Genomic DNA, 12,558 nt, shown 5'->3' on the forward strand with positions numbered 1-12,558 from the left:
TATGCTTTCAATTGCGGATTTTGAATTTTCCATGCTGTCTCTCATTAATTTTGCTGTATTGGTGATGTTTGGTTGGTGCATGTCTAATGCTCTTATGCTATCTATAGCAGACTTTGAATTCATTAAACTATCATTTATTCTAATTTGAGATTTTCTAATGTTTTCAATTTGATATTCGTTTTAAATCTTTGTTCATAATTTATAATACCTCTTTATAATTAGTATTCTTAGTTTTTTCTTTTTAAAGTTCACATGAATAATTTAATGTCGTTTCGTCATGTTTTAATGATTGAATCTTTCTTTTAATCATTGATTTAGAAAGGATTACTTTATATAATGCCCTATATATTGGAAGTGATTTATAATAGTTATTATTTTTAATATTGCTATTATTGGATTTTTAGAACTGAACAAATTATTGATGATTAAGAGTATGATAAATTAGAATTAATTAAATTAATGATACTTTTATAAATTATGTTTATTAAAATGTTTAATAAATAATAAATGAATAAATCCATTTAAAAGGTGATAGAATGTACAATCCGTTTAATAAAAATATCTCAGAAATAGAATACGAAGATTTAAAAAAATTAACAGAAAATGATGTTTCAGAAGGATGGGTTATGGAATATAAAGGATCATTTCCTAAAAATAAAAAGATAGCCAATTCAATTGCATCTTTTGCAAATTCATTGGGGGGTTGGTATATTATTGGAATAGAAGAAAATGAAAATGAAAGTAAACCTTCTGAAATTATTGGTTTTGATTTGGAAGATAATAAAAAGCCCACTGATAAAATTACAAATATTATTAAAGATAACATTGATCCCATTCCTTATTTTGAGACTAAACTTGTAGAAATTCCTAAAAATAAATTTGTTTTAGTAGTTCAAGTATTTGAGGGTCATGATGCACCATATATTAGTAATGGTAGTATTTATCTGAGGATTGGTGAAACTTCAAAACTATTAGCTATTGATAATAGATACCAATTTGATAAATTAATTGATAAAAAACAATCTTTTCAAAAAAATATAAATTCATTCATGGACAATACATTTTTCTTTGATGAGTATTATACTCAACCTTATTTGGAATTTTATGTTTATTTAAATAATCCTGAGGAGGTTTTATTTGAAGATTTTTATTCTGAAGAATTCTTTGAAAATCTTAAGGAAAATTTTAACTCAAATGTAAAATTAACAGACGAATTAGAATTATCTGCTTCCATTAATTTTGATAATGTCTATGGCTCTGTAGATTCTTATATACTAAGGCACGTGTATGATAATGACCCTATGCAAACTGGACTCACGTTAGAATTATTTAAAGAAGGGCACTTAAAATTAATATTCCCATTTAATGTATATGATAATCTTTCATTGAATAGAGAATATGAATCATTAATTTATTATGATTCCTTTGTTTCTGAATATGGTGATTTAAAAATTATAGATTTGGCAGAATCTATTTTTGCATTTCAAACTATATTGACCCAATATAAAAGATTATTGGAAAAATTTAATTGTAATCATGAATTAATTTTTAAATATAAATTTAATAATTTTGATTCAATTACTCCATTTATGAATTCTGATGAATATATGGGGTTCATTAATGAAAATAAACTGCCTATTAATCTTAAAACTTCAATTAATATTCCAAATAGAGGATATTCAAAATGTCAATTTAAGGATTTTAATCCATTGACATTTGCTATTAAAATTATTGAAGCAACTGGTCTTCCAAGGCATTTAATTGATGTTATTTCTGAGGGGTATGCCACATATATTAATATTAGGTCAAATAAATAGATTTAACAAGTTTGTGCTGTAGATAAATTAATCAACCATATTGTTTTTAATATAGAAATAGGTATCAAACTTTATTTTTGACTTATTCCTATTCTATTTATTATTTTTGATTATTAATCGTTATTGTAAATCTTCCCTAAATTTTTAAAAAAGTAGCCATAATATATAAATATTTATATATTATAAATAATAAATTATATAATAAATTAAGTGGAGGAAAAATTTAATGGCAGATTCTATAATATTGCTCGAAGAGAGAAAAGAAGTCACAACTTTCCTATTGGATGAGGGCACAATCACTGCAACCACCGTAACAACTCCTACCGGTGAGACTCCTGGTTATGAATACGCAGGAGATAAAATCAAGGTCGATGATGCAGTGACTTTATCTGATGCCTCAGACATTGGAAAGCCAACAGTTAAAAAATACACTGCTTCAGAAGGAGAAATAATTTTAGGTATTGCAGTTAATGATCCAGTCACCATGACAGGTGGCAGAAGAAAAACATCAATCTTAGTTTTAGGGCATTTATTCAGATTAAAATTAGCTAGTGGATTATCAAACATTAAAGTCAATGACAGAATTGCCCTAACCAGTACCGGAGCAATCAAATCAGATGACGGAGAATACATTGCGATGCATCCGGTTGAAAGCTCAGACGATTACAACTACATTGAAGTATTCAGACCATATGATATGGGTGATAGTTAATGATAACCAAAGGAAACGACACCAAAGTGCAAAATGAGGTAATTGCTCAAACAATTACTGATGAGTCAGCTAAAAGGTTGAGGCTGGCAAGACTATTTCCAAAGCAGGAAATAAAGGAAAATTCCGACTACTATACCTACTTCAGACAGAACATCAATCTTGATGATGCAATTAAACGTGGACTTTTGGGTGAGGCAAAAGATCTTGCACCTGGTGCCTCTTTACAAGAGTTAAACATAAGAAAACCTGTAACAGACACTATTTCAATTGACACAGTTGGCGGTGTTTTAAACGTCAACAAGGATGTCTTTGACAGTGATAGAATCTCCTTTGAGGATTTGTTGGCCGATGTGGCAACACTCATTGCCAATAAAATCGAAACCAACATTTACAATACTCTTGTAAGCTCACCTAAGGTTCCAACATACAATACCACACAAACCGAGGATACCATGGAAGCCTTCGGTCAGTTCGTCATCAAGGCACAGGAAGCCTTCAAGGGAAGCTCCGGTGCAGGTGCTGATTTGACAATAATGGTCGAGTCATACAGGACATTAAGCTATATCAAGCAGTTGGCATATATGAGCAACAAGCTCGTTCAGCCGATAGAGGAAATACAGGCTTATTACGGTGTCGACAATATTGACTTTCTTGGAACAACCCATGCAGACGGCGGAGCAATGCTTGGAGAAAAGGACTACATCGCATTTGACTTAAGAAATGCCCCATTGACAGTATTGTATTCCAAGTCTTCAGGAACAACTGTTGCACCGATTACATCAGATCCGGATATTGCTGATTTTTATCCTATAATTGAAATCATGCGCAAGGACATTTATGATGAGCTTCCTCAGTATACTAAACTGTTCATCCAGTCCAAGGTTGGAATATTGTTGAACAAACCGCATCTTGCCATGACAGGCACATGCAGACCATAGGTGATATTAATGTTGACTAAAGGAAACAATGCTAAAGTTCAAGATGAAGTGATGGCGCAGATTGTGGCAGACACTTCAGCCAAATGGATGAGATTCACAAGACTGATTCCAAAACAGGAAATTGAAGAGAATTCCCAATATTACACTTACATGTCACAGCGTGTCAATATCGATGAAATAATAGCAAAAGGTCAATTAGGTGAAGCAAAAGATGTTGCACCCGGTGCTACTTTACAGGAATTGAATGTAAGAAAACCTGTAAGCGATACCGTGTCAATTGATACAATAGGTGGTGTTTTGAATGTCTCAGCACAGATGCTTGACTCTAACTTGATAAGTGTCCATGATATGCTTCAGGATGTTGGGATTCTTATAGGAAGAAGCATTGAGCAGGCTGCTATCAACATGATTTTAAACAACGATAAGGTGGCAACCTATAATCACACTTCCGGTGATGACAGCGGAGTTACCATTTTAAAAGCTCAGGAAAAGTTCAAGGAATCTGCCGGAAGTTTCTGTAACCTGAACAGTATGGCAGTCAATTATAAGTCATTGACCACATTAAAGTCTGATATGTTTGCAGCGAACAGACAGGTTGAACCGGTAGAGGCAATAAAATCATATTATGGTATTGACAATATTGATTTACTCGGAACTGCTGTTTGTGATGGTGGATCTGAAATTGCCGAGAAAACCTACATCGGTATGGACTATCAAAATCCAGGAATGAAACTACTGTACTCAAAGATAACAGGGACAACCGTTGCACCACTCGGACCTGACGGGGACGTCTATGATTTCTATCCATTGATTGAATTCATGCGTAAAGATATTCGTGATGAACTGCCGATGTATACAAAGTTATTCATACTTACCTCAGTAGGTGTTTTGATGAATGCACCTAATAGGATTATTAAAGGTAAGTTCAGGGCTTAAATAGTTGGGAGTTAATTCTCCTAGCTAAACATATTTTAGATAATATTCATAATATATAACTGAGGCAAAAAATGAAATTAATACTAGATAGTGAAAATTCACATCCAACAACAATAACAGTTAAAGGGCATGAAATAACATTGCTGTTAATTGAATCTAGTATTTTAATCGATTCATCTCAAATTGCAAAGATATTTGATAAAAAAGAAAAGACCGTTGCCACTAAAGTGCAGAAATCCGGATTGGAGAAATACGAAACAGAAAATGTGAAGCTATTGAAAAAATATGGGTTGATGCATCCGGATGCTGTTAAGCCAAGACCTTTTTATGACTTAAGGCAGATGCTTGAAGGACCAGCTGAATATTATTTCAAACAGATTGATGAAATTGAATTGATCGATGTTATTGTACGGGTAGCTATTGGAAAGCATCGTGAGTGGATTCATAACAAAAATATTGGTGAAAAGTGATAATTTTCACCTTGGACCTAAAAATCTATCACCATTAAAATGGATTAAGTGATTAGGATTATCAGCAATCCAAACTTCACTATCCCAAGCTAAATCTGCTGCAAACCTCTTAAAAGTCCTGAAATCTAAAAATGCAGTAATGAAAATCTTACCAGCTTTAACATTTTCAGTTAACTGGTTAATTTCACCTATTCTTTTATAATCCATTGGTCCGGTTGAAGTAACTGCTTCAATAAAATAAATCCAATTTTTATCTTCACAATATAAAATAACATCAGGCATTTTATCATGGGTTGAAATTGCAAATCCTAACTCTTCTAATTTTTCATTGTTAATGAATAAATCTTTTTTAGCTGTATCTCCCACGTATAAACATTCACTTCCTTGTGCAAAACGGGAACCGAATTCTTCTATGATTTGTTTTTGCAATTCATTATGTGGACCTGGAGAAAAACTAAACTCTTGCCCATTAATCATTACAGGTCTTTTTAACAATTCTCTTTTAGAAGAGTATATGTCTATTAAAGATTCGTGTTCGGATAAAAATTCATTTAAAGAATCATCCCATTCCGGTGAATCATAAGTTTGTATTAACTTTAAAAATTCATCGGTTAATTTATATCTATAGTTTGGAGAATTAGTGGATTTACTATTATCTTCAACAATTGCAGCATCTCTAAATTGGTGAATAACATTTTTTCTGATATTTTCACGTGTATTTTCAGCATATTGGACATCATAATTAATATTTATAAATCTTATAATGTCATGTATTCTTATCCAATTATTAGTAGATTGGCTCCATTCAGTACCTTGGTGAATATTCGCCAATGCTAATAAAGTATAAGCACTAGTATCATTTTGTTGTTGTTCCGGCATTTCAATTGCTTTTAATATTTCTTTTGCAGAATCTAAATTATCCATAAATTAATTCTCCTAATATTTTATCACAATAAGGGGTTGTTAAATTACTGGAATGAATTATTTTATTACCTAGTTGTTTTAATGAATTTCTATCTGGAACAGGCATTGAATTAATTTCACTAGCATTTACTTGTGTACTTCCGTCTAAAATCCTGTAATACATGTCATATATTGTGGAATTGAATAGGGCAAATAATCCGTAAATTTCAGGCAGTGTCAAATAATCATTTTTGTTAATAGTGTCAATGAAATTAATTTTATTATCAGTTGAAATATAATTAAATTCATTTAAAGAGTCATGTAGGTATATTGCAGGTTGTAATCTTCTTTCTTCTTCTTTAGATGTGAATCTTTTCAAAAACAAGAAATTTTTATTGTCCTGAAGTAAACTAGATTTATCTTTTAAAATAAACTGTTTTTTATCAGTGTCAACTGGAAACTTAACAAATCCTTCATTAAAATGGCATGGATAAAATATAGGTACGGATTGAGGGCATTGATAATCAGATAATAACTCTTTATTTCTAAAGCCAACTGTTAAACCTGTTTTTAATTTAATTCCCAAATCAGTGAGGCTATATTCAAATTTATTTAATAGAGTTAAAACATTAACCTCGCTTTGATTTGTCGGCAGAAAAATAAATGAATTATCGTCTCTAGATACGGATAATTCGTAGGGTAACTTAAATCGTTTCAAATCATCAAACATGAAATCATTTGATGAGGAAACATTAATGAATTCAGGATTATTGTGGCTTTTAGAAACTTTAACGATTATAGTTTCTTGGAGAATGGAATCCTGCTTAAATAAATTATTTCTATTGATAAATAAATGGATATTGTTAATTTCCCCATTTCTTAATAAGTATTTCCGGAATGTTTTAAAATAATTTCCAGATGTCCAGCTACGAGGTATGATAAATACCATTTCCCCATTTTCTTTTAAAAGGTGCAGAGACATTGCCATGAAAAGAAAATATAAATTTGGAGCGCCGTAAACCACATTTAACATTTTCTGAGATTCAGGGGCTTTTTTAGGTATTTTTTTATAAGGAGGATTTGAAATGATTAAATCAAATTTGGTATTGGAGTTTAATAGGGAATTTTCAAATTCATTGTCTAAAATAAAATTCTTTTTGACTAAGTCAATTGTTAATGGAATTTTGGAAGATTTAATTAGATATCTGCAATTTGATTCTAATGTTGGTAGAATATTTTCATCATTTTCATACATCACTAGATGAATGGAATTCAAATTAAGACTTTGTAGTCTTTCAATTAATGCGGCAGATAATATTCCAGTACCTGCACCAGGATCTAAAATAGTTAAGTCTTTATTAATATTTTCCTTAAACATATCTGCCATGAAAACGGCAGTATTTTTAGAAGTGAAAAACTGACCAATGTTTTTTCTTTCAGGTTTGGGAAATTTTTCTAAATATTGGTCGGTAATATTAACAACATGATTTAACATAAAAATCCTCCGGAACTGTTTAATAATTATATTATTAATAATACTTAAATATTATTAATTTATAAATGAATCTCCTTTAAATAGTGTATAACTTAATTATCTGGAGTATGGGGATATATTGATGATTTTTAGTTCATTAATTAATAATATGTCTTTTTAAACTCCAAATAATTAAAATTAAATATTGTAAATTTTAATATATGCCTTGCATTGATTTTTCATTATATTCGCCATAATTGTCATTGCCTGTTCTGAAAATATTAATGGTATCATTCCTCAGGGGAATCCTCATCAGATATGAATTTTTCATCGAGTTTAAAAATTGAATCATAATCCCCATTTTTAATATTAGTTAACAACTCACAAATTTCAGTATATAACTTTCTAGATATTTTGTTATCCTCAGAGGAATAATTATTAATAGGTTTTCCATCTTTTAAATTTTCAAGCAAATCCATGAAATCATGAATATTGTACATCTCATATTCTGAAATTATTTTTTTCATTTTTTCAGTATCAAATAAATCCTCATGGGATTCTGTATTTTTTTGTTTGTTTGAATTAGATTTATTCAATCCTTTTTTAATCTCAGTAACTTCTTTTCTTAATTTGGTTAATTCAGATAAAATATTTTCATTTACTTCTAGTAATTTTTCACTTGACATAAATAACCTCTTTTAATATATTATTATATATAGTAAGTATGTTTATAATGTATATAAAGAATTAGAGAGAGCATTTGCAAAGTAATTTTTTTGATATATACTATATTTCACTACAAGTTATTTGATTACTAGACATTTGAAAACATAATGGATAAACTTATTTCAAGGCATTTTCATATGGTTTGTATCCACAAACATAATTTCACTGTTTATAAAATAAGTCATTTGCCCTAGTATTATATATTATGAATTATTGTAACTATCAATTAAATCTAAAACATCTGAATACAAGTCCTTTAAAGCTGCATCACTCATATCCAATAATGGTTCATACATAAATGAATTGACGTGGATATTTTCAGGTGTCATTATTGCAACACGTTCAAGTATTTCAATATCTTTATTTTCATTAGAATTCACTTTAAACATATTAAATAATGCTCTAGTTTGATTTTTATCAAATTCTGATGTATCTGTAATATTTAAATAATCAAGCATGAATTTTTCAGCTTTTAATCTAATAGCCATTGATAAAACGAGCTTGTTGACGATATTGATTTTTGTTGTTCGTGTTTGTGTAATTTCTTCAGCTTCCTGAAAAATTAACTGATATATTTTTTCAGTATTGTTGGGGATTTGAATGTTCCATTCTGAGTAGATATTAGTCAGTGAATTTAAAGGAACTTCATTATAATCAAAATCATAATGTAGGATTTTAGTTAACTTTAGAAAATTTTCTTGATTTCCATTATATTCATATAAATTCCGAATAAATGGTATTAATGCCAGGATGTCACGAATATGTTCTTCAGGGTTTTCTTCAATTCTTTTTCGGATTTCAACAAAGATATTATTTGATGATTCAAAATTGTTATCCTCTAACTTTATAATACCATATTCGGTTTTACTTGCAAAATAAGTGTATTTACAATTCAATCTAGATTTTAATGCTCTAAAAAAGTCGAAATTATGTGTTAGCAGAATAATTTTAAAGTCATCTCTTTTTGATAACTCATAAATGTATTCAATTATCGCATATTTGTTATCATAATCAAAAGAATCCGCTATATCATCAAAAATTAGTAGTGTATCTTTATCGCTTTTTTTAGCTTCGATTTGATATAATATATCTAACAAATACATCGCCCTTTCCTGTCCTGCACTGGATATTTCTTTCAGGGTGTCTAATGAAATTTCTATTGGTTCATCATTGTATTCATAATAAAATGATATTCGAGGAGTATCTTCTTTTAATATGACATCTTCTTTATTCTCCAATTTCAGTGTAAATGGAACATGAAATCTTTTATTAAATATTTCAATAATCTTTTGCCATTCTGTCTGTTCATTTAAAGCAGCTAATCTAATTCTATCTAACTCTGAATGTTTATCATTATACTCATTAATAATTGTGAAAAACTGTTCTTTTTCTGAATTAAAAACTGCAATCCAATATGATTTCTTAAAATTATCGATATCGTCAAGATAAGGTATAATTTCTTTGTGCTCAACTAAAATATTTTGGAAATTCTTTGTTTTTGCATTGGAAAATTTTTTATTGATATTTTCAAAATCATCCTTTAATGAGGCATCTTTAAAAATTTTATCCATTTGTTTGTTTAATAATTTATTTAATTCCTTATAATCAGATACATTTTTTCTAACGCCCTTGAAATTAATTTGATGACCAACCTCAAATAAATTATTTTTTTTAATGGCTTTGGCTAAATCACTAGCATGATTATGATTAAAATGCTCAACATCATAAATTTTAGATCTTGAAAGAAGCCTATTTAGATTATTAGAAAATGATTCAATGTTATTTTGAATATCTTCTTCTTTTAATAATTTTATAATACCATCATCAAATAAATCAGAATATTTTATTGAATTAATATCAAGTGGGAAATCATCATTTTCTAACTCTTCTGAAAATGAAAATAAAAATTCTAGAAATGATTCGGAATCATTATTCAAATCGTTATTTATTTTATTTTCAATAAAGTCATACGGATCTTCATTTCGAGGAACAGATATCTTGGTTTTATTTTTTATAATACTAAGAAATTCATTCTTTTTAGATATTAACTCATTAAAAATTTCATTGTATTCATCTCTTGATTGTTTATTTGAAATTAAGGGAGTTGTGTTTTCAAAAGAAAAGTCTCTGTTCATGGATTCGATTACAAAAATCCTTTTATTTACCTCTTCATTATCTATTTCAAATGAATCATCATCTTCATAAATTTTAATATTATAAAGAGGTGGTTGGCCATTGATTTGATTTTGAGGGGATTCGTTATTGCCTATATCTCTTAAAGTTTTTGCAAAGGAGGTTTTCATCATTCCATTTGGAGCATAAATTAAAGAAATATTCGTATTTTTAAATCCTGTTCTTTCAAAATTAAATGTATGTTTAAATTGTTTAATTCCGTGACAATTTTTTAAATTTATGAAAATTTTATCCATATTTACCCACCTTTAAATTAAAGAACATTTTCAATTAATAATATATGTGAAATTCATATTATTATTTTTTTTTATCTTTGTTGTATTTCACCTCCAACTAGATATGTTCGATTTATTAGTTTATATCAATATAATCAATGAAAAAGTTTTAAAAAACATAAATATTTCTAATATGATTTTCAGTCATAGAAAATTAAAACTATTTAAATGATGATTAACCATATCATAAATTATTTTTAATATAAATGAAAACTGATAATTATGTTTGCTTCGCTCACTTCCCTTATCGAAACTGGTTTGAAATCAATGAATGAATATGATTTTCAAAAATTAGCTTTTGATTTTTTAAATTTTAAAGGATTTAATTATATTGAAAACTCCTTGTGCAAGGGTATTAGCAAATAAGACCTCGTTTGGAACTCCAGATTTACTTTTTCAAAAAAATACTGGATGAATTTTTCGACTTTAATTAAAAAAATAATTTTAATCGACTTTGGTGTATGTCAATATTAACTAGTTCGTATTGACTTTGATATTATATAGAATTACTTGTGATAATTTATTTTTATATATTAACTTAAAGAGTAGTTAAATTATAATCGGTTATTGATGATATTTTGGTTTAATTTATGTGTTGTAAATTAGTATTGTTTATTAAAAGTTTAAATTTAAGAAATTTTTGAATTGTTTTACATCTAAAAATTGCATTCTTCATGTTTTATTTGCTCTAGATTAACATTTATATCAATTATTTCAAATTTAAGAATAAGATATGTTTATATATTATGTGTAAATATATATTTATATTATTTAATGTATAGAATAATGGAGACAATGCAATGCCTGATGAAATAGAGTTTAATATTTATAATTTTGGCCCTATTAATGAAGCAAAATTAAAAATAAACAAATTAAATGTTGTTGGTGGAGTAAATGCAAGTGGTAAATCTTTTTCTGCTAGATTATTGTTCTGTATAATGACTGCATTGTCTGATGAAGGAAAAAGAATAGATAACAATGGAGTTAAAGAATTATTCAAAGCAATCATTGATAAGTATGATTTATCTTTTTCACAGATTTCTTCGGATAAATTGGAAACTATAAATTCAATTTTAACTTCCAAATTAAATAGTTTAATGGAATCATGGGAAGATTATGATGTATCTTATGAGTATTTCAATGAATTTTACTCTAAATTTGTTGAAATTTTAAATGAACATGATGTGGAACTAAAAGATGATCTCAATGATATTTTACGTGTGATTGATTTGCATTCAAACAAATTTCAATATGTTATTTCAGTACTTAGATTTATTTTAATGATGGAATTTGGGGCTGAACAATTAATCACATTTGCTAATGGTAATGTTGAAGTTTTAATGGACAAAAAAGATTGTAAAATGCAATATAATTTACATTTTAATTCTGAAGGATTATCTATAGATTTAAATAATGAAAATCAAGTTTCCTGTATGGAATTTGGTAATGTAGTTTATATGGATTCAATATCTGTAATGGATTTTCAATTAAACGGAGTTCATAGTCATTATCATTATGCTTCTCTTTTCAATTCTTTAAATAGTCCTAATTTAAATTACAAACCTAATGTTTATGATAATATAGATGAATTAATGAGTATTACCAAACAGTTTCATGGGATGTTAAATGGTAAATTTAAATTTAATCCATTGTCAAAAATTTTCTCATTTGAATCCCATGGGCAATCATATGATGTTCTAAATATTGCTTCAGGTTATAAACAAATTGGAGTTCTACAATTATTATTAAGTAATCATCAGTTGACAAGCAAAACATTGTTAATACTTGATGAGCCTGAAATTAATTTACATCCTAGTTTCCAAATTCAGTTGGCTAGAATAATTGTCCAGATGGTTAAAAAATTAGGCATAACTGTTTATATAAATTCTCATAGTCCATTTATTATAGAAGCATTAGAAGTATACTCTAAAAAGGAATGTATTGAGGAATTTACAAATTTTTATTTATGTGATGATTTAGATTTTAATGGTGAACGTTTTGATATAATTCCAATTCAAAGGGATGATTTAAAAACAGTTTATGATAATTTATCCAATCCATTTAGGATAATAAATAACATTAGATTTGAAAATGAATTAAACGATTTAGATTAA

10 protein-coding genes are annotated in these 12,558 nt (G+C 28.1%); 6 read left to right on the forward strand and 4 right to left on the reverse strand.

Annotated features, from left to right (window positions below; all coding sequences use genetic code 11):
- Positions 1-536 precede the first annotated feature (536 nt).
- The 5 genes from QZV03_RS04190 to QZV03_RS04210 all read left to right on the forward strand — a co-directional run bounded on the left by QZV03_RS04190 (position 537) and on the right by QZV03_RS04210 (position 4,873).
- A complete protein-coding gene (locus QZV03_RS04190; RefSeq protein WP_292887584.1) occupies positions 537-1,817 on the forward strand; it encodes a helix-turn-helix domain-containing protein in 1,281 nt (426 codons plus the stop codon).
- 226 nt (positions 1,818-2,043) lie between these two features.
- On the forward strand, positions 2,044-2,529 hold the full coding sequence (locus QZV03_RS04195) for a hypothetical protein (protein ID WP_296874450.1): 486 nt from the start codon (positions 2,044-2,046) through the stop codon (positions 2,527-2,529).
- On the forward strand, positions 2,529-3,467 hold the full coding sequence (locus QZV03_RS04200) for a hypothetical protein (protein WP_296874451.1): 939 nt from the start codon (positions 2,529-2,531) through the stop codon (positions 3,465-3,467). The genes QZV03_RS04195 and QZV03_RS04200 overlap by 1 nt, the downstream gene beginning before the upstream one ends.
- A 9-nt stretch (positions 3,468-3,476) precedes the next feature.
- Positions 3,477-4,403: a hypothetical protein gene (locus QZV03_RS04205; RefSeq protein WP_296874452.1), complete on the forward strand. Its 927-nt coding sequence runs from the start codon at positions 3,477-3,479 to the stop codon at positions 4,401-4,403.
- 71 nt (positions 4,404-4,474) lie between these two features.
- Complete coding sequence (locus QZV03_RS04210) at positions 4,475-4,873, forward strand: hypothetical protein (protein WP_296874453.1); 399 nt, start codon at positions 4,475-4,477, stop codon at positions 4,871-4,873.
- Positions 4,874-4,879: 6 nt separating this feature from the next.
- Here QZV03_RS04210 and QZV03_RS04215 read toward each other — a convergent pair whose 3' ends face one another.
- From QZV03_RS04215 to QZV03_RS04230, 4 genes are all read right to left on the reverse strand, one after another.
- Positions 4,880-5,797: a BsuBI/PstI family type II restriction endonuclease gene (locus QZV03_RS04215; protein WP_296874454.1), complete on the reverse strand. Its 918-nt coding sequence runs from the start codon at positions 5,795-5,797 to the stop codon at positions 4,880-4,882.
- Positions 5,790-7,271 (reverse strand): Eco57I restriction-modification methylase domain-containing protein, encoded by a 1,482-nt coding sequence (locus QZV03_RS04220; protein WP_296874455.1) that lies wholly within the window; start codon positions 7,269-7,271, stop codon positions 5,790-5,792. The genes QZV03_RS04215 and QZV03_RS04220 overlap by 8 nt, the downstream gene beginning before the upstream one ends.
- Before the next feature lie 269 nt (positions 7,272-7,540).
- The gene (locus tag QZV03_RS04225; protein WP_296811422.1) at positions 7,541-7,936 is read right to left on the reverse strand and encodes a hypothetical protein; all 396 of its coding nucleotides are present in this window, start codon (positions 7,934-7,936) and stop codon (positions 7,541-7,543) included.
- A gap of 243 nt (positions 7,937-8,179) precedes the next feature.
- Positions 8,180-10,405: a hypothetical protein gene (locus QZV03_RS04230; RefSeq protein ID WP_296874456.1), complete on the reverse strand. Its 2,226-nt coding sequence runs from the start codon at positions 10,403-10,405 to the stop codon at positions 8,180-8,182.
- A gap of 839 nt (positions 10,406-11,244) precedes the next feature.
- On the opposite strand from QZV03_RS04230, the gene QZV03_RS04235 reads away from it, so the two are divergent.
- Positions 11,245-12,558, forward strand: a complete 1,314-nt coding sequence (locus QZV03_RS04235) for an AAA family ATPase (protein ID WP_296874457.1) — start codon at positions 11,245-11,247, stop codon at positions 12,556-12,558.

The sequence above is a fragment of the uncultured Methanobrevibacter sp. genome, assembly GCF_902788255.1.
GTDB lineage: Archaea > Methanobacteriota > Methanobacteria > Methanobacteriales > Methanobacteriaceae > Methanocatella.

Excerpts from the sequence above, each read along its gene's own strand:
- QZV03_RS04190 (WP_292887584.1), top strand. The coding sequence starts at position 537 with ATGTACAATCCGTTTAATAAAAATATCTCAGAAATAGAATACGAAGAT.
- QZV03_RS04195 (WP_296874450.1), top strand. The coding sequence starts at position 2,044 with ATGGCAGATTCTATAATATTGCTCGAAGAGAGAAAAGAAGTCACAACT.
- QZV03_RS04200 (WP_296874451.1), top strand. The coding sequence starts at position 2,529 with ATGATAACCAAAGGAAACGACACCAAAGTGCAAAATGAGGTAATTGCT.
- QZV03_RS04205 (WP_296874452.1), top strand. The coding sequence starts at position 3,477 with ATGTTGACTAAAGGAAACAATGCTAAAGTTCAAGATGAAGTGATGGCG.
- QZV03_RS04210 (WP_296874453.1), top strand. The coding sequence starts at position 4,475 with ATGAAATTAATACTAGATAGTGAAAATTCACATCCAACAACAATAACA.
- QZV03_RS04215 (WP_296874454.1), bottom strand. The coding sequence starts at position 5,797 with ATGGATAATTTAGATTCTGCAAAAGAAATATTAAAAGCAATTGAAATG.
- QZV03_RS04220 (WP_296874455.1), bottom strand. The coding sequence starts at position 7,271 with ATGTTAAATCATGTTGTTAATATTACCGACCAATATTTAGAAAAATTT.
- QZV03_RS04225 (WP_296811422.1), bottom strand. The coding sequence starts at position 7,936 with ATGTCAAGTGAAAAATTACTAGAAGTAAATGAAAATATTTTATCTGAA.
- QZV03_RS04230 (WP_296874456.1), bottom strand. The coding sequence starts at position 10,405 with ATGGATAAAATTTTCATAAATTTAAAAAATTGTCACGGAATTAAACAA.
- QZV03_RS04235 (WP_296874457.1), top strand. The coding sequence starts at position 11,245 with ATGCCTGATGAAATAGAGTTTAATATTTATAATTTTGGCCCTATTAAT.